This is a genomic window from Gallibacterium salpingitidis (assembly GCF_001678495.1).
GTDB lineage: Bacteria > Pseudomonadota > Gammaproteobacteria > Enterobacterales > Pasteurellaceae > Gallibacterium > Gallibacterium salpingitidis.
Genome location: NZ_JTJL01000001.1, coordinates 1 through 19,926 on the forward strand (window position 1 = coordinate 1; position 19,926 = coordinate 19,926).

18 protein-coding genes are annotated in these 19,926 nt (G+C 38.1%); 2 read left to right on the plus strand and 16 right to left on the minus strand.

Going from position 1 to position 19,926, the window contains the following annotated elements; translation table 11 throughout:
- From QS62_RS00005 to QS62_RS00015, 3 genes are all read right to left on the minus strand, one after another.
- The coding region (locus QS62_RS00005) for a filamentous hemagglutinin N-terminal domain-containing protein (RefSeq protein WP_156550022.1) at window positions 1-1,674 on the minus strand (1,674 nt) is incomplete at its 3' end.
- Window positions 1,675-1,685: 11 nt separating this feature from the next.
- Window positions 1,686-3,419, minus strand: a complete 1,734-nt coding sequence (locus QS62_RS00010) for a ShlB/FhaC/HecB family hemolysin secretion/activation protein (RefSeq protein ID WP_066103967.1) — start codon at window positions 3,417-3,419, stop codon at window positions 1,686-1,688.
- A gap of 189 nt (window positions 3,420-3,608) precedes the next feature.
- Entirely contained in the window at window positions 3,609-4,088 is a 480-nt protein-coding gene (locus QS62_RS00015; protein ID WP_066103970.1) for a carboxymuconolactone decarboxylase family protein, read from the minus strand.
- A 106-nt stretch (window positions 4,089-4,194) separates the two neighbouring features.
- On the opposite strand from QS62_RS00015, the gene QS62_RS00020 reads away from it, so the two are divergent.
- On the plus strand, window positions 4,195-5,118 hold the full coding sequence (locus QS62_RS00020) for a LysR family transcriptional regulator (protein ID WP_066103972.1): 924 nt from the start codon (window positions 4,195-4,197) through the stop codon (window positions 5,116-5,118).
- Window positions 5,119-5,145: 27 nt separating this feature from the next.
- Here QS62_RS00020 and aroE read toward each other — a convergent pair whose 3' ends face one another.
- The 5 genes from aroE to QS62_RS00045 all read right to left on the minus strand — a co-directional run bounded on the left by aroE (window position 5,146) and on the right by QS62_RS00045 (window position 7,909).
- Entirely contained in the window at window positions 5,146-5,970 is an 825-nt protein-coding gene (gene aroE / locus QS62_RS00025) for a shikimate dehydrogenase (protein ID WP_066103975.1), read from the minus strand.
- A gap of 8 nt (window positions 5,971-5,978) precedes the next feature.
- Window positions 5,979-6,533 carry an L-threonylcarbamoyladenylate synthase type 1 TsaC gene (gene tsaC / locus QS62_RS00030; protein WP_231923653.1) on the minus strand — a complete coding sequence of 185 codons (555 nt, stop codon included), beginning with the start codon at window positions 6,531-6,533 and terminating at the stop codon, window positions 5,979-5,981.
- Window positions 6,526-7,080, minus strand: coding sequence for a DNA topoisomerase family protein (locus QS62_RS00035; RefSeq protein ID WP_066103980.1), 555 nt, complete (start codon window positions 7,078-7,080; stop codon window positions 6,526-6,528). Before QS62_RS00035 ends, tsaC begins: the two co-directional genes overlap by 8 nt.
- Window positions 7,081-7,082: 2 nt before the next feature.
- Window positions 7,083-7,484, minus strand: a complete 402-nt coding sequence (gene rraB / locus QS62_RS00040; protein WP_066103986.1) for a ribonuclease E inhibitor RraB — start codon at window positions 7,482-7,484, stop codon at window positions 7,083-7,085.
- A gap of 71 nt (window positions 7,485-7,555) precedes the next feature.
- Window positions 7,556-7,909, minus strand: coding sequence for a DUF4870 family protein (locus tag QS62_RS00045; RefSeq protein ID WP_066103989.1), 354 nt, complete (start codon window positions 7,907-7,909; stop codon window positions 7,556-7,558).
- Window positions 7,910-8,154: 245 nt separating this feature from the next.
- Between QS62_RS00045 and adhE the strand changes: the two genes are divergently transcribed.
- Complete coding sequence (gene adhE / locus QS62_RS00050) at window positions 8,155-10,770, plus strand: bifunctional acetaldehyde-CoA/alcohol dehydrogenase (RefSeq protein ID WP_066103992.1); 2,616 nt, start codon at window positions 8,155-8,157, stop codon at window positions 10,768-10,770.
- Between the two features lie 106 nt (window positions 10,771-10,876).
- Here the strand turns inward: adhE and phoR are convergent, their stop codons facing one another.
- The 8 genes from phoR to uvrD form a co-directional block, all read right to left on the minus strand.
- A complete protein-coding gene (phoR, locus tag QS62_RS00055) occupies window positions 10,877-12,181 on the minus strand; it encodes a phosphate regulon sensor histidine kinase PhoR (protein ID WP_066103995.1) in 1,305 nt (434 codons plus the stop codon).
- A gap of 3 nt (window positions 12,182-12,184) precedes the next feature.
- Window positions 12,185-12,874: a phosphate regulon transcriptional regulator PhoB gene (gene phoB / locus QS62_RS00060; RefSeq protein WP_066103997.1), complete on the minus strand. Its 690-nt coding sequence runs from the start codon at window positions 12,872-12,874 to the stop codon at window positions 12,185-12,187.
- A 28-nt stretch (window positions 12,875-12,902) separates the two neighbouring features.
- Complete coding sequence (pstB, locus tag QS62_RS00065) at window positions 12,903-13,679, minus strand: phosphate ABC transporter ATP-binding protein PstB (RefSeq protein WP_066104001.1); 777 nt, start codon at window positions 13,677-13,679, stop codon at window positions 12,903-12,905.
- Between the two features lie 6 nt (window positions 13,680-13,685).
- A complete protein-coding gene (gene pstA, locus QS62_RS00070; protein ID WP_066104005.1) occupies window positions 13,686-14,543 on the minus strand; it encodes a phosphate ABC transporter permease PstA in 858 nt (285 codons plus the stop codon).
- Window positions 14,543-15,493: a phosphate ABC transporter permease subunit PstC gene (gene pstC / locus QS62_RS00075; protein WP_066104008.1), complete on the minus strand. Its 951-nt coding sequence runs from the start codon at window positions 15,491-15,493 to the stop codon at window positions 14,543-14,545. Before pstC ends, pstA begins: the two co-directional genes overlap by 1 nt.
- A 73-nt stretch (window positions 15,494-15,566) precedes the next feature.
- On the minus strand, window positions 15,567-16,607 hold the full coding sequence (gene pstS / locus QS62_RS00080) for a phosphate ABC transporter substrate-binding protein PstS (protein ID WP_066104011.1): 1,041 nt from the start codon (window positions 16,605-16,607) through the stop codon (window positions 15,567-15,569).
- 170 nt (window positions 16,608-16,777) lie between these two features.
- Window positions 16,778-17,623 (minus strand): RNA polymerase sigma factor RpoH, encoded by an 846-nt coding sequence (gene rpoH, locus QS62_RS00085; protein WP_066104014.1) that lies wholly within the window; start codon window positions 17,621-17,623, stop codon window positions 16,778-16,780.
- Window positions 17,624-17,754: 131 nt separating this feature from the next.
- Complete coding sequence (gene uvrD, locus QS62_RS00095; RefSeq protein ID WP_066104019.1) at window positions 17,755-19,923, minus strand: DNA helicase II; 2,169 nt, start codon at window positions 19,921-19,923, stop codon at window positions 17,755-17,757.
- Window positions 19,924-19,926: the final 3 nt, after the last annotated feature.

Genomic DNA, 19,926 nt, shown 5'->3' on the forward strand with positions numbered 1-19,926 from the left:
GCCTTGTTGATTATTAAAGTGAGCACCTTGGTAATTTAAATCACCGAGTGTACGTAACACACCTTGCTGATTATTTAATCCTTGCGCCAATAGAAAATCTAAACGATTGGTACCGGTTTGTTGCCAATAACCTTGTTGATTGTTGAGATAATTGGCTTGGATAAGAAAATGATTAGCCAATAATTTTGCATTAGGTGTCGCAAGTGTCGTTGGTGTACGCAATGTTGCCGTTTTATCAATAAAGATTTCACTATTGGCTAACGTAATATCATCTTGTTTAGCGAGTAATGTCAGACGATTTGCACTGGTTTGGCTTTGGGATAAATCAATCTCTGCCGCTTCAATATGGATATGATCAGAGGCAAGATTTTGTCCATGTGCAGCGGTATGTTGTTCGGCAACAAGGTGGAGAGTTTGTCCTTGATCATTATGTGGATTAATCGTTTTCTCTTCTGTTGTTGCGGTTGGCGTAAAACGTACACCTGCTGCCAGTACAGAGGTCGTTGAAGCATCAATATTCTTCGCCTGATAAGCGATATTACCTTCTGCCAAACTCTCACCGGATTGGTTGATGGTTTCTTTGGCTTTTAGGGTGATATTGCCTTTACTTTGGGCTTTTCCTTTGGCAAGCAAACTACCTTGTTGTTGAATCCCTTTCTGTTTACTGGTAGCTTGCAGATTTCCTTGTTGAGTATAAACTGTTCCTGTGTTTCCGATTTGATGTTGGCTTTGCAGAGTAATATCTTGAGGAGCGCCAATATACCCAGTATTAATCAATTCTCCTGTAGTAGTAATTTTTACTTCACCAGCTGCCGCACCAATATGTCCTGCATTGCGTACCCCTAGACCATCTGTGTTGTCAATGAGTCTAATTTGTCCAGCATACATACCACCTAAATGACTTACATCGACTGAATAATGTGTTTCTGTTGTAGATTTATTGCGATCACCAATATATACGACGCCATTTTGGGTTGTAGCGTGAGGAATGATTTGATTTTCTCCCGTAATGACGGTTAATTCTTTTGCCCAAACACCAGCATCAATTTGCACATTTTTCGCAATAATATCGGTATAGTCTGAACGTGAACTATCTAAACCTTTTCCTGTAATAGCAATCTTGCCGTTATTGACTCGATAATGCGTGATTTCTTGCTGTTGAATGTGAGGTTTACCAGTGGTTAATGTTGTGCGATTAGCATTAATAATGCCGCAGCTATCACAATGAATACCATTAGGATTAGCGATTATCACTTCCGCTTTTTGTCCTGCAACTTCAATATAACCTTTTAGTTCGCTAGGACGTAAGCTATTCACTTCATTAAGAATAATTTTGGCTTCGCCAGCTAATAAATTAGGGTTGGCTTGCACCCAACCAGCAAGTTGAGTTTCACTGTTTTTACGACCGTTATTTAAGATTGCCCCTTTTTGACCAACATCGAATTGACGATATTGATTATGAGATAATCCTTTACTGTTGGGAGTTTGAATATTGACTTGTGGAATCCCATTTGCTGTGTTCACTACTGTAGGACGCTGTGCAATAGGGGCATTTTTATCTGGCAATATAGCAAGTTGTTCAGCTGTGGCTGTTGAGATAAAGAAATAACCAAGTAAACCAAATAAATTTGTAGCTAAAGGTGTTAAGCGATAAGGGAAGTTGGTGTTAAACATAAGATCCTCCGCTAAAACTGATAACTAAGATTAAAGCCTGTGGTAATACGGGATGTTTGAAAACCTTGCGGTTTATTGATTGGTGCTCCAGCAAAAACGTCGTAATTGAAACCGAACAAATTTCCTTTTAAGCCAATAGCACCGCCAGTGAGTTGTTTACCTAAAAGATCTTCGGTGCTGCGTCCATCAACACGACCATGATCAAGTGCGAAATACAGTTGATGTCCTCGATTAGCAATATTCCAGGCTAATTCATTGCGCCAAAACCAACCGCGTTCGCCCGATAAGGTTAATTCCCCATCGAAACCACGAACAGTATAACGACCACCAATACTAAATTTATCTTGTTGAATTAACGGAGTTTTATTCCATTGTGCTTGCCATTCACTGTGTAGTTGCCAAGGTTGTTTACCAAGCATAAATGGATAGGTAAATTGAATTTTTGCATTAAAGATTTTGGGACGAGAGGTACCTTCATTAAATAATTCTTCTGGTGCAGCTAAAGCACGATCTGCACCAGTACCTTGTTTATAGCCAAGTTGAAATTGCCAAATTGCATTACCTAAATATTCGGTATGGTTTAAATGAGCTTGCCAACCTGCCATACGTCTGCGTTGAATAGCTAATTCGTCGCCATCGACATAGTTAAAAGATCGTCTTGACCAGAAACCTGCAGTAAGTGTGGTTTTACGTTGTGCATCTCGATAGAGTAAACGACTTAAATTCGCCTGCCATTGAATACTCTTACCTGAAAACTCTATTTTTTCAAAAGCACCTGGTATGGTTTGGTGGTAATTAAAGGTTGAATGGGAAAGGGTGAATAACCAGTTTTTCCAAGGTAAAGCATAATAAAAACTAAGATTCTGGCTGCCATGATCCTCTTTATTATCATCGTTATTGGTTTTGATGCTACGAGTGACACTACCATAAAGTAGATCATTCCAAGAAAATAGATTTTCTGCCGATAACGCTGCACTTGCTTGAAAACGACCAGTAGCTTTGCTGCCAGCATCATCTAAAGAGAGTGTGAAGGAAAAAGGATTACCTTGTTGAAATGCAATGACGACATCAGTACCACCAATTTGTTCTGGATGAGCAAATAACTCAATATTAGCTTTCACCGAAGAATTACGCCGTAAATTTTCTAAGCCAGTTTCCAAATCACGTAAATTTAACAGATCTCCCTGTTTCATTGGCATAGCAAACCAGATTGTAGCATTAGTGGCTTTTGGAAATTCGCTTTGATCTTGTAACTGTAATCTGCTAATTCGACCTAATACGACAGTGACAGTTAATTTGCCTTGGCGTAAATCTTGTGGTTGAACCAACACTCTAGTGGTAATAAAACCGCGATCAATGAGTTTATTTTGCCATTGTGTCAGTAATTGATTGAGAATTTGTTCTGTTAGGCAGATTGGTAATGTGGTGCTATTTTTGAGTAACGTAGAAAATCGGCTTGGTGAAATTTCTGGTTTAGTTGATGAAGGTTGCGCATCATAGTCAATAACATCAATGTGTTGAATTGGAAAACAAGGCGTATTCGATATAGCTGTATTTGTATCATTAACAGTAAGGTGTTCTGTCGATAAGCGTACTGCTGGTGTTTCAGTGAGTTGCTCAAATTTCTGTTGCTGCTCTAATTGTTGACGTTGGAACTGTTGATCTGCATGTACAACGGACTGTGCAGCAATACCAGTTAATGGAAAAAAAGATACTATCAGTGAAAGAGTCAATCTGTTGTGCATCGTCACCACCTAACGAACAAAATAGAGTGGCTCGATTGTAGGTTGATATATTGAATCCCCAAGAGATTGGATGAAAAATTGCGAGTTGTGTCGTAAAAATAAAAAATTTTTAAATATTAGTTAAATATAAAAGGAATACGATAATACAGGCTATGTATTCCTTTTATCGTTTTAGTATTTAGTACAATTTTATGATAATTGAGCTTTATCTAAACCAAATAAGTTATCCATTGATCCAGCTTTAGGCAGGCTTAATAACATTAAACGATTCCAAGTATTAATTAGAGAAATCTTGAATGTTAATTCAGAAATTTCAACGTCAGAAAAATGTTGGCTGACATAAGCATATAACTCATCATTGACACCTAATCCATCAATTTGCGTTAGCGTTTCTGTAAGTGCTAATGCTGCTTTTTCTCGATCGCTAAAAAGATGTGATTTACGCCAAGTGGTTAAGTGATATAAACGTAATTCACGTTCTCCATCAATTTTAGCTTCTTTAACATGCATATCCAAACAAAATGCACATTGGTTAAGTTGCGATGCTCGAATATCTATTAAATGTTGCAATGATTTTTCTATTGAAATTTTTGCTGTTTGTTCAGAAAAATTTGTAATTGCTTGAGCTAATTGAGGTACTGTTGCAAAGTGATTTACACGTTTTTTCATTTAAGATCTCCTTAATTATTTGTTCTTGATGATTTATTGTAATAAGCATAATACCTATTTAAAATGATTAAATTGGAATAGGATTTTCAACAAAAAGTTAAAAAAGATGATGAATGAACAGTTATTAAAAAATCTGCCATGTTTTGTTCAAGTGGCTAAATTAGGAAGTTTTTCCGCAGCAGCAAGAGCAATGAATATTACTCCTGCTGCTGTCAGTAAGAATGTTTCTATTTTAGAGAATTTGTTAAAAGTGAGATTATTTAATCGTACGACAAGAAATTTGAATTTAACGCAAGAAGGTTTTCGTTTACTGCAAGAAGCAGATAGTGCAATAACTTTACTAGAAAATGTTTTTGATCATTTAAAGTTTCAACCTGATTCACCAATGGGAACAGTTAGAATTTCTGTTGCAAATGTTGTAGGAAAACATTTGGTTTTACCTTTGTTGCCAGAATTGCATCAACGTTATCCTAATATTCAATATGATTTGGATTTTGAGGATAGATTAGTTGATGTTGTTAAGGAAGGATATGATTTAGTAATCCGCGGTGCTAAAGTTGCTGATTCTTCACTAATTTTACGTCCTTTGATGCCATTAGATATTCGTCTTGCAGCTTCTCCAGAATATTTGAATCTCTATGGGGAGCCAAAAACATTAGATGAATTAAATCAACATCGTCATATTTTTAGACGTTTTGCTAATGGGCAAATCGTTCCTTGGCGATTTCGTTGTGCTGATGGTTCTTTTAAGTTGTATTATCCATCTAATCAATTATTAACAGTTTCTGATCCGGAGGCTGTTATGATTGCTTTACTCAATAATATGGGGATCGGTGAAGTACCGAATTATTTATTAGAACCAGCATTAAAAGCAGGAAGGTTAAAGATTATTTTGCCTAAATTACATGATAAAAGTGAATATCAATTAGTAATGCTTTATCCTCATAAATCCTTGATATCTGAACGTGTAAAATGTGTTATCGATTTTTTTGTAGAAAAATTTGCTAAATATCGGTCATTTCTGAAATGAATGAGTGTGGCTGATGCCACACTATTCTTACTGATGTAACCACTCTCGATTGGCCAAGAGCTGATCGATTTCAGGCATAACGCCTTCCCATAAATAGAATGCATGAGCAGCTTGTGCAACTAACATTCCTAAACCATCACTGTATTGCTTGATCCCTAAATTTTGGCAATGTTGAATAAATGGTGTTACTCCATTTGGTGTGTATTGCATATCATAAATATGACTGCATTGAAGTAATATGTTATCGGCAATTGGCGCAACTTGACCATGTAATCCGCTTGAAGTGGCATTAATGACTAAATCAAAGGATTGCGCTGGAATTTCGGTTAGCGTGGTGGCAGTAATTTCACCATAAGCGGAAAATTTTTCAGCTAAATCAATTGCTTTCTCTAGAGTACGATTCGCTAAGACAATTTTTTGCTGCGCTTGTAATAGTGGGAAAAGTACGCCTTTTGTTGCTCCGCCAGCACCCAATAATAAAATTTTTTGTTGGGGCTGCAACCAATCTAAATGTTGTAAATGGGTTACCAAACCGGCGCCATCAGTGTTATCCGCGTAGAGTGAGCCATCAGCTAATCGTTTTAAAGTGTTACAGGCTTGTGCAAGCTGGCAACGTTCACTATGTTGATTTGCTAAAGCAAAGGCACGTTCTTTAAATGGCGCAGTAATGTTGCAACCATTCGCTCCTTGTTGGAAAAATTGCATTAGCTGTTGTTCAAATTGGTCTAAATCACCTAATTTGGCAGTATAAGTGAGGTTTTTGGCGGTTTGTTGTGCAAATAGTTTGTGAATCAGCGGAGATTTGCTTTGTGCGATAGGGTTACCCCAGACGGCATACTGATGTTGCTGCATAATAATTATTATCCTTGTCTAACGATTTGATTAGTAAAGAGATCACGAATTTCTGATGGATTTTTTGCTGTTCCAACTTCTGCTTTCAGGACAGGAAAATCTTCACCAAATTGAGCCAATACTTCTTGATAATGGCGGCAAGGTGGCTGCCCAGATAAATTAGCGCTTGTTGAAGTGATCGGCATATTAGCTTGTTGGCAAAGTTGCACTACTGCAGGATGTTGGCATAAACGAATCGCAATACTATGAAATTTTCCGGTTAATAAAGACGAAACAGTGGATTTAACCGGTACGATCCAAGTTGTTGGACGTTGATAAATTTGTTGCAAACGTTGTAATTGTTCTGTAGAAATCTTTGCAAAATCAATAATTTGATCGAAATAATTTAATGTTGGTGCAATTAAGATTAATCCTTTTTCAACAGGGCGTTGTTTAAGTGCTAATAATTTTTTTATCGCATTATCGTTAAAAGGATCGCATCCTAAACCGAAAACAGCTTCAGTTGGATAAGCGATAACTTCACCTTGCTTTAATTGCGTAATAATATAGTCTAAGTTATTCATTTGATTCATAAAAAATATGTTTACAACTTCTATTTAAACATTGATAACTAATTTGTTGATCGGTCATTTTTTTTAGAAATACTAATGGAAAATGACACTTCGGACAGCTTTTTTCTATTGGTTGTTGTGCAACATTAAAGCGGCATTGTGGATAATGGTTACAAGCAAAAAAGACTTTCCCTTTAGCGCCGCGTTTAGCAATAAGCTGACCTTGTCGGCACGCTGGGCAAGTAACTGACTGATAATCGTTTTTCTCCGGTTCATCATTCACAATAAAATGGCATTGCGGGTAATTGCTGCAACCGATAAACATGCCAAATTGACCGCGGCGTAATACTAGTGAATGTGAACATTCGGGACATTGTTCTGGCAATACTTTTAGAATTTCGCCCAAAGTTTGTGAATGCAAGGGGCGAAGATAATCGCATTCAGGGTATTGGCTGCAACCTAAAAATAGTCCTTTTTTGCCACGCTTTAATTGTAAAAAATGCCCACATTGCGGGCATTTTTCGACAGACTTTTGTGCTGTAAAAAGTGTATCACGCATAATTAATCTTCATCATCGAAAAATTCGCCGTCTTCACCATATTCATCTTCATCATCATTAGGATCTTCAAAATAGGTGCCCCAACCGTCATAAGTTCCTTGATGTTTTTTTATCATTGGCAGCAATTCCGCTTGTTGTGCATCAATTAGTTCGGCTTTTAGAGCGATTTCACTAATAATATCAAAACAGTAAACTTCAGTATCATCTTCTGTTTCTAACTCTTCAGCTTCTGATACTTCATAACCTAATTTAAATGCTTCTACTGCGATTTTTTCTAATTTATCGAAGTCGTGATGAGAAATATGGTGTTCAATAATATATAACGCATCAGGATCGCTGCCGTCATTTAAAAGTTGATCAATAATTTCTCTAGTTTCTTGCTGCAAAGCGGTAAGTGCGGACATAGTTAAAGCCTCTTTTTGCGTGATAAAGACAATATTCTAGGCACTAAAAGCTTGCTTCACAAGCAACCAGATCAAAATAACCACGTTTTTTCATTCAAGATAGGTTGTTCTTTGCCGAGTGCGCGTAATCCTTTAATAGAACGCACTAATAGCCAAATCAAGGTAAATAACAGAATGAAATAGCCAATAAAAATGAGTGAAAGTACAACGCCGATAAAACTGTATAGTAAACCAATCCAAAAGGTTCTGATTTGGTAAGTGAAATGGCTTTCTAAGATAGAACCGCGGGCGTCATCACGAAAGATATAAGCAATGACAACACCAACAATACTTAAAAAACCAACGAGAAAGGAGAGAATGTAGAGCCAATAAGCGATAGTTGCCCATTTTTTGGTGTTATCAGTGTTATAGATCATCGGTTCCATAAAAGCATCCTTATTTAAGATAAATTCTTTCTTAATATAGAACGAAAATTCATAAAGATCACATAAAAAATAGCGATTTATTAAGAATTAAAAACGATACTTCAACAGGGTTTAAACGACTGTAACAAATGGGTAACACAGAAATTGAGCTAGATCAGATAATGATGTAATACCCCAAAAAGTTTAACTTCAAATAGATATAATTTTATCAGTTAAAATAATTTTTAATTTTTGGAGAAATCATTATGAGTAAAACAACTGAAGTTGCTGTAAGTCCTGCTCAAGCAGAAGTGGATCAACTCGTTGCAAACGGTTTAGTGGCGTTAGAAGAGTTTCGTCAATTAAACCAACAACAAGTCGATTACATCGTAGCTAAAGCTTCTGTCGCTGCACTTGATCAACATGGTGTGTTAGCAATGCACGCTTATGAGGAAACAGGTCGCGGTGTATTTGAAGATAAAGCAACCAAAAACCTTTTTGCTTGCGAATATGTTGTCAACAATATGCGTCATCTTAAAACTGTTGGTGTTATTAAAGAAGATGATGTTACAGGAATTACAGAAATTGCTGATCCAGTCGGTGTTGTTTGTGGTATTACCCCAACAACAAACCCAACTTCAACTGCAATTTTTAAATCTTTAATTGCTTTAAAAACCCGTAACCCAATCGTATTTGCGTTCCACCCGTCAGCACAACAAAGTTCCGCTCACGCTGCAAGAGTAGTTTATGAAGCTGCGGTGCAAGCTGGTGCGCCAAAAAATTGTATTCAATGGATTGAGCATCCATCAATGGAAGGTACACAAGCATTAATGAAACACCCTGGTATTGCAACTATTTTAGCAACTGGCGGTAATGCGATGGTGGAAGCTGCTTACTCTTGCGGTAAACCAGCACTTGGTGTTGGCGCAGGTAACGTACCAGCATATGTGGAAAAAAGTGCTAATTTAAAACAAGCAGTACACGATATCGTAATGTCAAAATCATTCGATAATGGAATGATTTGTGCGAGCGAACAAGCGGCAATCGTGGATAAAGAAATTTACGATGATTTCATCAAAGAGATGCAATCTTATGGCGTTTATTTGGTGAATAAGAAAGAAAAAGCATTATTAGAAGAATATATCTTTGGCGCAAAAGCAAATAGCACAAACTGTGCATCAGCAAAATTAAATGCAGCAGTAGTAGGTAAACCAGCTGCGTGGATTGCTGAACAAGCTGGTTTCAGTGTACCGGCTAATACCAATATTCTTTTAGCAGAATGTAAAGAAGTCGGTGTAAAAGAGCCGTTAACTCGTGAAAAACTTTCTCCGGTATTGGCATTATTAAAAGCAGAAAGTGTGGAAGATGGTTTAAATAAATCAGAACAAATGGTGGAATTCCATGGCTTAGGACACTCTGCCGCAATTCACACTTCTGATGCAGCATTAGCGAAAACTTTCGGTGAACGTGTTAAAGCCATTCGCGTTATTTGGAACTCTCCGTCAACCTTTGGTGGTATCGGTGATGTGTATAACTCATTCTTACCATCATTAACATTAGGTTGTGGTTCATACGGTAAAAACTCTGTTGGTAACAACGTAAGTGCGGTGAACCTATTAAATATCAAACGAGTTGGCAGACGGAGAAATAATATGCAATGGTTCAAAGTGCCTTCAAAAATCTATTTTGAACGTGATTCAATCCAATATTTACAATCAATGAAAGGCGTTGAACGTGTTGTGATTGTAACCGACCGAGTAATGGTGGATTTAGGTTTTGTTGAGAAAATTGCAAAACAACTTACTATGCGCGGTGATCACGTTACTTATCAATTATTTGCTGATGTTGAACCGGATCCAAGTATTGCAACAGTACGTCGTGGTGTTGAATTACTCCGCAATTTCCAACCAGATACTATTATTGCATTAGGTGGTGGCTCTGCAATGGATGCAGCAAAAGTAATGTGGTTATTCTACGAACAACCAGAAGTGGATTTCCGCGATCTTGTACAAAAATTTATGGATATTCGTAAACGTGCGTTCAAATTCCCACAATTAGGACGTAAAGCGAAATTTATCGGTATTCCAACCACTTCAGGTACAGGTTCAGAAGTGACACCATTTGCGGTAATTAGTGAAGGCGATAAGAAATATCCAATTGCAGACTACTCATTAACACCGACAATTGCGATTGTTGATCCAGCATTAACAATGACTGTACCAGCTCACGTTGCTGCGGATTCTGGCTACGATGTGTTAGTTCATGCAACTGAAGCTTATGTATCAACTTTAGCAAATGATTTTACTGATGGTTTAGCATTGCAAGCAATTAAATTGGTATTTGAGTTCTTAGAACGTTCTGTGAAGAATGGTGCAAGTGATCCAGAAGCAAGAGAAAGAATGCACAATGCTTCAACTATCGCAGGTATGGCGTTTGCGAATGCGTTCTTAGGTATGACTCACTCATTAGCACATAAAGTCGGTGGACGTTTCCATACTCCGCACGGTAGAACCAATGCGATTTTAATGCCATATGTCATTCGTTATAACGGTACTCGTCCGACTAAGACTGCGACTTGGCCGAAATACAATTACTATAAAGCAGATGTGAAATATCAAGAAATCGCTAGAATGCTTGGCTTGCCTTGTGCGACTCCAGCAGAAGCTGTTGAAGCTTATGCACAAGCATGTAAAGAATTGGGACAAAAAATTGGTATCAAGATGTCTTTCAAAGAACAAGGTATCAACGAGCAAGAATTTATGGATGCTCGTCGTGATCTTGCATTACTTGCCTTTGAAGATCAATGTTCACCAGCAAACCCACGTTTGCCAATGGTTGAAGATATGATGGAAATTCTCACAAAAGCGTACTACGGTGAATAATCGTTAGTCGTTTTTTCTCCCCAATAATCCCCGCGTAATGCGGGGATTTTTTTAGGTGGAATATCGCTTAATAGATACGATTTATTTTAATCATATAAATTGCAAGTTATTGATTTGTAGCGGAAACTAACAAATCTGCTTTAATGATAAAGGAAAATTCACTACCTTTACCGATTTCACTTTCAATTTCTAAAACAGTATGGTGTTGTTCTAAAGCGTGTTTCACAATCGCTAGCCCTAAACCACTGCCGCCAGTTTTATTACTGCGTGATTCATCAACGCGATAAAAACGCTCGGTTAGATGGGCTAAATGTTGCGGTTCAATACCAATGCCGTTATCTTTAACGCTAAAACGCACCCCTTGTTTACAAGGATGCAGACTAATTTCAATAGTGGCTTGATCGCCTGCATGGCGAATAGCGTTATAAATGAGGTTTGATACCGCACTTTGTAATTGGTGTTCATCTCCCATCATTTTGATATCAGGTGTAACGGAAAAAATAATTTGTTGTTCGGCGTGATTGATAATATCGGTATTTTTTTGGAACGATAAAACTAATTGAGAAAGATCGACCAATTCGTGTTCTGCATTATTAATGTTTTCAATTTTTGCCAATAAGCTAAGTTGTTGTAATAAATTTGCCATTCGTTGGCTTTGTTCTTTCATTGCTTCAATAGCTTTTTGTTGCAACATTGGGTTATCCAAGTCGCCATCTAGCATTTCCAAATAACCTTGTAAGACAGTTAATGGTGTGCGTAATTCGTGGTTCATATTAGCAAGGAAAGTTTGACGTGAATGCATTAGACGAATAAAGGAAGTCACGTCACGAGCCACGATCAGATAAGACTCACTGTCATAGCTGTTAAGATTAAATTCAATATAGCGTTTATTGTGCGTTAACAGCACTAATGGACGGTTACGTTTGCTTAAACGAGGTTGGCGGAAATAGTGTTTAAATTCAGGATAAAAGATCACTTTAAAAATATTTTTATCGCTTTTTTTATCCCAGACAAACTCAAACATTTCTTGAGCAACCTGATTACACCACGAAATATCACCATTATGTTCACAGATGATAATTGCATCGGGCAGATATTGAATATTCTTATTTAACTTAGAAAGTAAGCGTAAGGTTTTAACTTTTTCTCGTCGAGAACGTTGATTGTAATAAGCTGCTGTTTGTGAGATATGGTCGATAGCGGAGAGGGCTTTGATCGATTTTGTGGATTTGTTTGGATTGAGCAATTCTAATAAACGATATTCATTGTAATGGTGCCAAATCAGTAATAACACTAAGAAGATCAAGAACCAAAAGAGAAAATTTTCAGAAAACAGGCTAAAGATAAAAGCAATACCAACAGCTAATACAATTTCTAAAATGAGATGTTTTAGCGAAAGATGGAGCTTCATAAATTAATCCTGAAAATGGTTAGAAAAGCGATAACCGAAACCGCGCACTGTTTGTACATAGCGATCACATTGATAAGGTTCTAAACTACGGCGTAAGCGACGGATATAAGAATCGACAGTACGATCTTCAACATAAATATCATTACCCCAAATAAAATCGAGGAGTTGTTCCCGAGAATAGACCTTTTCTGGGTGAGTCATAAAGAAATGTAACAAGCGATATTCAGTGGCACTTAATTCAACCGTTTTGCCCTCAATGGTGACTCGTTGAGATTTTTCATCAAGTAAGAGGTTATCCATACTTACCAAATGACTTGGAGGATCGTAACTACGACGCCAGAGTGCTTCAATACGGGCTAACAGAATTTTCGGGGAAAATGGTTTGGTAATGTAATCATCAGCACCAGCATTGAGGCAGGTAATACAATCCTCTTCGGCGCTACGAGCAGTAAGCATAATAATTGGGATTTTAGCAGTTGCTTCCTGTTTCTTTAGATAATCAATAAACATAATGCCTGGACGTCCTGGCAACATCCAATCTAATAAAATCAGCTCGGGATTTTCTGCCATTTTATTGACTGCACTTTGATAATCTTCCGCTTCAATCACTTCATATTGTTGCTTGAGTAAATAGAGTACAATCATTTCACGAATTGCACGTTCATCTTCTACTACTAAAATTTTACCAGGCATAACTATCCTCGAGCTGTTTGGTGGGCAATTACCCCATTTTACCCTTAATGTAATCTTCTGTCCGTTGGTATTTTGGCTTGTCGAAGATCTTCGTGGTTTCGTCAAATTCAACTAATTCACCAAGATACATATAGGCGGTGTAGTCGGAACAACGCGCAGCTTGTTGCATATTATGAGTAACGATAGCAACGGTGTAATCGTGTTTTAATTCTGTAATTAATTCCTCGATTTTCATCGTAGAAATTGGGTCGAGAGCAGAACAAGGTTCATCTAATAATAAGACTTCCGGTTTTACGGCAATACCACGAGCGATACAAAGACGTTGTTGCTGACCGCCAGAAAGGCTATCACCACTTTGATTGAGCTTATCTTTCACTTCATTCCATAAAGCAGCTTTAGTTAATGCCCATTCAACACGATCGTTGAGTTCTGATTTTGGTAATTTTTCAAATAGACGAATACCAAAAGCGACATTGTCATAAATTGACATTGGGAATGGGGTTGGTTTTTGGAACACCATACCGACTTTTGCGCGGATAATCGCAATATCAATATCAGAAGTAAGTAGATTTTCATCATCTAAATTAATTTCACCGGTGGCACGTTGGTTTGGATAAAGCTCAAACATACGATTAAAGGTGCGTAATAAAGTTGATTTCCCACAACCTGATGGCCCGATAAATGCAGTGACTTTATTTTTGGCAATTTGCATATTGATATTTTTTAACGCATGAAAATCGCCATAGTAGAAATTGAGATTATTAATAGTGAGTTTTGCATCTACATTGCTAGGTAATTGATTCATGAATGATTATCCTCGTTTATGATGTTTTTTGGAGCAAGTGCGAGTAATGATATTGAGTGATAAGACGAACAACGTAATTAAGGTTGCGCCTGCCCAAGCTAAGTTATTCCAATCTTCAAAAGGACTTGCTGCATATTGATAGATCACCACAGGTAAGTTCGCCATTGGTGCATTCATATCGAAAGAAGTAAATTGATTCGAAAGTGCTGTAAATAATAGTGGCGCTGTTTCGCCAGAGATACGAGCAACCGAGAGTAACACGCCGGTTAAAATCCCTGAACGAGCCGCACGATAACAGATCATGGTAATAACACGCCATTGTGGACAACCTAAGGCTGCTGCGGCTTCACGTAAATTATTAGGCACTAAATTCAACATACTGTCGGTGGTTCTTACCACAACTGGAATCACTAACATTGCTAAAGCTAAAGAGCCTGCCCAGCCTGAGAAGTGTTTGACTTGCGATACATAGATGGCATAGATAAATAAGCCGATAATGATCGATGGTGCTGACAGCAAAATATCGTTAAGGAAGCGGGTCACTTGTGCTAAACGGGTATAGCGCCCGTATTCGCTTAAATAGGTTCCTGCCAAAATACCAACCGGAGTAGCAATAAAAGTAGCAACTGCGACCATTAATATCGACCCAATTAAGGCGTTAATTAAACCACCCGATTCGTTTGGTGCTGGTGTCGGTTTAAGGAACAACTCAAATGAAAGTGCGGGAACACCTTTCAATACTAAAGTAGATAAAATCCAAATTAACCAAAAAAGTCCAAAAACGACAGCAAGATAGGCAAGCCCCAACATAAATTGATTTTTGATTTTACGCCAGTAGAAACGTTGGTTTTGATAATCTTTCATTATTTTCTTCCTTCATGCTTAGTCATTCGCATCACTAATAAGCGTGCTGCGGCAAGGACAATAGTTGTAATTAAGAAGAGAATTAAGCCAAGCTCCATTAAGGCTGATTTTTGTAAGCCACCTGCTTCGTTAAATTCGTTAGCGATAGCGGAAGCGATAGAAGTAGATGGAGCGAAGATAGAATCTGGTAATTGGAACGCGTTACCAATAACGAAAGTGACCGCCATTGTTTCACCTAAGGCGCGTCCTAGACCGAGCATAATACTGCCGATTACGCCAGTTTTAGTGTAAGGTAAAATAACTTTCCAGACGACTTCCCAAGTTGTTGATCCTAATCCATAAGCAGATTCTTTTAACATTGGCGGCACAACGCTGAATACATCACGCATTACAGAAGCAATAAATGGAATAATCATAATGCCGAGTACTAAACCGGCAGTAAATAAACCGATGCCGAAAGGTGCGCCAGCGAATAACAAGCCAACAAATGGCAGATCACCTAAACATTCGATTAAATAAGGTTGAATATATTCTTGAAATAACGGTACGAAAACGAATAGCCCCCACATCCCATAAATAATTGAAGGAATTGCTGCTAACATTTCTACGGCAGTACCAATAGGGCGTTTTAGCCATTCAGGTGAAAGTTCGGTTAAGAAAGTTGCAATACCAAATGAAATAGGTACAGCGATTAATAAAGCGATACCGGCAGAAATAAGCGTACCGATAATAGGAACTAAGGCACCATAATTTTCCTGCACAGGATCCCAGTCATTTGTCCATAAAAAAGCAAGACTAAACTTGCTGATTGAATCCCAACTGCCAACAATTAAAGAAATTAAAATCGCGCTGAGTACTGCGAACACAAGCAACGCAAAAAAGAGGGTGGTGTGTTTAAAAGCTTTTTCCAGCCACGAGTGATTAAGACATTTATTATCAATTTTGTGCATCGTGTTTATCTCGATGAGGTAAAGACTGTGAACATTTTTAGTTCACAGTCTTTGTTCTTATTTTATTACTGAATTAGTAAAGTGATTTTCCTTGTGCATCTTTCACATCAGCACTCCAACGTGCTTTGATTTGTGTTACTACACTGTCTGGTAAAGGAACATAATCAAGTTCTAACGCTGCATCTTTACCGTTTTTGAAAGCCCAATCGAAGAACTTAAATACGTTTTTGGTATTTTCTGCATTGACTGCATTTTTGTGTAATAAGATGAAGCTTGCTGCAGTGATTGGCCAAGATTGATCGCCTGGTTCATTGGTTAATACTACGCCCATACCTGGTGCACTATCCCAATCTGCGTTAGCGGCAGCAGCCATAAAGCTGTCACGAGATGGTTGAACAAATTTGCCAGCTGCATTTTGTAGTGATACCCAAGCAAGTTGGTTTTGTTTTGCGTAGGCATACTCAACATAACCGATAGAGTATTTTAATTGTTTCACATAAGCAGCTACGCCCTCATTTCCTTTACCACCTTGTCCAACAGGCCATTTAACTGATTTACCTTGACCTACTTTTTCTTTCCATTCTGGTGAAACTTTAGAAAGGTAGTTAGTCCAACCGAAGGTTGTACCTGAACCATCAGAACGACGTACAACTAAGATATTTTTCTCTGGTAAAGTTTTACCTTCATTAAGGGCAGCAATTGCTGGATCATTCCATTTGGTGATCTTGCCTAAGAAGATGTCAGCGATAACAGCACCAGAGAGTTTTAATTCGCCAGCTTTAACTTCAGGGATATTAACGACTGGTACGGTACCACCGATGATAGCTGGGAATTGGAGTAGTTGATGTTCATTTAATGCGTCTGGTTTCATTGGGTCATCAGAAGCACCAAAGTCGATAGTTTTGGCGATAATTTGTTGTTGACCGCCACCTGAGCCGATAGATTGATAATTAACTTTATTTCCTGTTTCTTTTTCGTAAAGTCCTGCCCATTTTGCATAGATTGGATATGGGAAAGAAGCGCCGGCGCCAGTGATTTCAGATGCGTTTGCTTGAGAAAGGATTGGTAATGAAACTGCTAAAACGGCGAGTTGTTTAAGCACTTTGGATAGCATATTTTTCTCCTCATTAAGTGAATTAACTTTCTACGCGGAGCAGTTTATGCAACAAATATGACAGAATGATGACAAAAACAAAAAAAGAGGAAATTTGTGTGAAGAATAAAAAGAAACCCACATTCTTTACGAGCAATGTGGGTTTCCAGGGGGTAAATCTAAATAGTTAATTAAAAAGTTACTGCATTTCTTAGTTTTTTCAATGCGTTATTTTCTAATTGTCTAATCCGTTCAGCAGATACGCCATAATGATCTGCTAATTCTTGTAAGGTTGCTTTGTTTTCATCTAACCAACGTGTTTGAATAATATGGCGACTTCTATCGTCTAATTGTTCTAACGCTTCACTTAATTGTTCTGTCGCTTGGCTTTCAAAGTTTTCTTCTTCTAAGTCAGCAGCAAAGTTAGAACTTTTATCTTCCAAATAAAGCGCTGGTGCGTAAGCTTCTTCTGCGTCATCAACTGGCAAGTCGAATGCCATATCAATACCGCTCATACGAGATTCCATCTCTTGTACATCTTCCGCAGATACACCCAATTCATTGGCAACCATATCAACTTCACCAGCATTAAACCAACCTAAACGTTGTTTGGTTTTACGTAGGTTAAAGAAGAGTTTACGTTGCGCTTTGGTAGTCGCAACTTTCACAATACGCCAGTTACGTAATACATATTCATGAATTTCAGCTTTAATCCAGTGAACCGCAAAAGAAACGAGGCGCACACCAACTTCAGGATTAAAACGTTTTACCGCTTTCATTAGCCCAATATTACCTTCTTGGATTAAATCTGCTTGCGGTAAACCGTAACCTGAATAGCCACGTGCGATATGAATTACAAAACGTAAGTGAGATAAAACTAATTTTTTAGCTGCATCAACGTCTTGATGGTAATACAAACGTTCTGCAAGCTCCTTTTCTTCTTCTGCAGTCAGCATCGGATATTCGTTTGCTGCCCTGATATAAGCTTCTAAACTACCTTGTGGAACAAGCATCATGCTTTGCATTTCTTTTGTCATTATTACCTTCTTAATTAAAAAATTCGTTACAGTTATAACACAGTTACCTTTCAATGTAAAAAAGCCTGTGTTTCTGGAACGGCTGCTTGGACATATTATAATGCAAAAAGTTTCATATGGATCGCAAAAGATCACAATTTTTCTAAGTTGGCTAATTTAGCGATTAGCCATTTAATTCCTTGATTTTGAAATGCGACTTGTAATCTCACGTTTGCTTCACTGCCTTCAATATTAATAACAGTGCCATAACCAAATTTGGCGTGTTTCACTTTTTGTCCTAGTTTCCAATCTTGATTTGCAAACAATGGTTTGGCAGAGCCAACCGCTTCACGATTGATTGCACGAGTAACCGTACCACGTAAACGAATTTCCTGAATATTTTCTTTTGGTAATTCATTGATAAATCTAGATACAATGCGTTTTTCTTCTTGAGAATAAATACGACGTTGCTCAGCATAGCATAAGGTTAATTTTTTCTTTGCTCGTGTGATACCAACGTAAGCTAAACGGCGTTCTTCTTCGAGTCGCCCCTCTTCACCAGAAGAAATGCCACTTGGGAATAAACCTTCTTCCATACCCACAATAAAGACACGATCAAATTCAAGCCCTTTAGAAGAGTGTAATGTCATTAAATCAATACATTGTTGATGCGGTGAAGCTTGTCCTTCACCTGCTTCTAATGAAGCGTGGGTTAAGAAAGCAAGTAAATCGCTCATCTCTTCTGCTTCATCAGGCTTTTGGAAATCCTTTGCAGCAAAAACGAGCTCTTCTAAGTTTTCTAAGCGTACTTCTCCTTTCTCACCCTTTTCATTTTTATACATCTCTTGTAAGCCAGAGTGTTTAATCACAAATTCGGTTTGTTCAGATAGTGACATTGCTTCAGTATCTGTTTCTAACGCATTAATTAATTCGATAAAGCGTAATAAAGCGGAAGAAGCACGCCCTTGTACTAACTTTTCATCGATTGCTAAATGTGTTGCTTCCCAAAGTGGGATAGATTGTTGACGAGCAATTTGACGCAGAATATCTACAGTACGATCACCAATACCGCGTGTTGGGGTATTAATCACACGTTCAAACGCAACGTCATCTTGGCGATTTGAGATTAAACGTAAGTAGCCTAAAGCATCCTTAATTTCTTGGCGTTCAAAGAAGCGTAAGCCACCATAAATACGGTAAGGTAATCCAGCCTGAATTAACGCCTCTTCTAATACGCGTGATTGACGGTTACTACGATATAACACCGCACATTGATCATAACTGCCACCATCTTCAACCCATTGTTTGATTTGTGAAGTGACAAAACGAGCTTCATCTTGTTCATTGAATGCTTGGTAAATACCAACAGGTTCGCCTTTATTGCCCTCTGTCCATAGATTTTTACCTAAGCGCCCTTCATTATTAGCGATAAGGATATTAGCTGATTGCAGAATATTTTCTGTCGAACGGTAGTTTTGCTCTAGGCGGATTGTGTCCGCATGATAATCGGTAAGAAAACGGTGGATATTTTCCACTTGTGCGCCACGCCAGCCATAAATAGATTGATCGTCGTCACCAACAATCATCACCTTGCCAGTTTGTCCTGCGAGTAATTTTACCCAATTGTATTGGATATTGTTGGTATCTTGGAATTCATCGATCAGAATATGTTGGAAACGTTGTTGATAACGCTGCAAGATTAATGGTTTTTTCAGCCATAATTCGTACGTACGCAGTAATAGTTCGGCAAAATCGACCAAACCTGCACGATCACACGCATCTTGATAAATTTGATAAATTTCCACCCATTTGCGCGACTCTGCATCTTTGGTTTCGATTTGTTCTGGACGTAAACCTAGATCTTTTTTGTTATTAATAAACCAACAAGCCTGTTTCGGCGGATATAAACCCTCATCAATATTATAAGATTTGATTAAGCGTTTAATTAAACGTAATTGATCTTCAGAATCAAGGATTTGGAAATCTTGTGGTAAGCCTGCGTCTAGAGCATGGCGGCGCAATAAACGGTGCGCCAAACTATGGAAAGTACCAACCCACATTCCAAAAGGAGGCTGGATATGATCTTTTAATAAGTCTTCGATACGATGACGCATTTCTGCGGCGGCTTTATTGGTAAAAGTAACCGCCATAATTGAGGCTTCACTTACACCTTCAACACCAATTAACCAAGCGATACGATAGGTGAGCACTCTGGTTTTACCGCTGCCGGCGCCTGCTAACACTAAATAGTTGCCTAATGGTGCCGCAACTGCTTCACGTTGGCGATCATTTAAACCATCTAATAATTCTGAAAAATCCATGCA

Coding starts and splice junctions, on each gene's coding strand:
- QS62_RS00010 (WP_066103967.1), bottom strand. CDS start 3,419: ATGCACAACAGATTGACTCTTTCACTGATAGTATCTTTTTTTCCATTA.
- QS62_RS00015 (WP_066103970.1), bottom strand. CDS start 4,088: ATGAAAAAACGTGTAAATCACTTTGCAACAGTACCTCAATTAGCTCAA.
- QS62_RS00020 (WP_066103972.1), top strand. CDS start 4,195: ATGATGAATGAACAGTTATTAAAAAATCTGCCATGTTTTGTTCAAGTG.
- aroE (WP_066103975.1), bottom strand. CDS start 5,970: ATGCAGCAACATCAGTATGCCGTCTGGGGTAACCCTATCGCACAAAGC.
- tsaC (WP_231923653.1), bottom strand. CDS start 6,533: ATGAATAACTTAGACTATATTATTACGCAATTAAAGCAAGGTGAAGTT.
- QS62_RS00035 (WP_066103980.1), bottom strand. CDS start 7,080: ATGCGTGATACACTTTTTACAGCACAAAAGTCTGTCGAAAAATGCCCG.
- rraB (WP_066103986.1), bottom strand. CDS start 7,484: ATGTCCGCACTTACCGCTTTGCAGCAAGAAACTAGAGAAATTATTGAT.
- QS62_RS00045 (WP_066103989.1), bottom strand. CDS start 7,909: ATGGAACCGATGATCTATAACACTGATAACACCAAAAAATGGGCAACT.
- adhE (WP_066103992.1), top strand. CDS start 8,155: ATGAGTAAAACAACTGAAGTTGCTGTAAGTCCTGCTCAAGCAGAAGTG.
- phoR (WP_066103995.1), bottom strand. CDS start 12,181: ATGAAGCTCCATCTTTCGCTAAAACATCTCATTTTAGAAATTGTATTA.
- phoB (WP_066103997.1), bottom strand. CDS start 12,874: ATGCCTGGTAAAATTTTAGTAGTAGAAGATGAACGTGCAATTCGTGAA.
- pstB (WP_066104001.1), bottom strand. CDS start 13,679: ATGAATCAATTACCTAGCAATGTAGATGCAAAACTCACTATTAATAAT.
- pstA (WP_066104005.1), bottom strand. CDS start 14,543: ATGAAAGATTATCAAAACCAACGTTTCTACTGGCGTAAAATCAAAAAT.
- pstC (WP_066104008.1), bottom strand. CDS start 15,493: ATGCACAAAATTGATAATAAATGTCTTAATCACTCGTGGCTGGAAAAA.
- pstS (WP_066104011.1), bottom strand. CDS start 16,607: ATGCTATCCAAAGTGCTTAAACAACTCGCCGTTTTAGCAGTTTCATTA.
- rpoH (WP_066104014.1), bottom strand. CDS start 17,623: ATGACAAAAGAAATGCAAAGCATGATGCTTGTTCCACAAGGTAGTTTA.
- uvrD (WP_066104019.1), bottom strand. CDS start 19,923: ATGGATTTTTCAGAATTATTAGATGGTTTAAATGATCGCCAACGTGAA.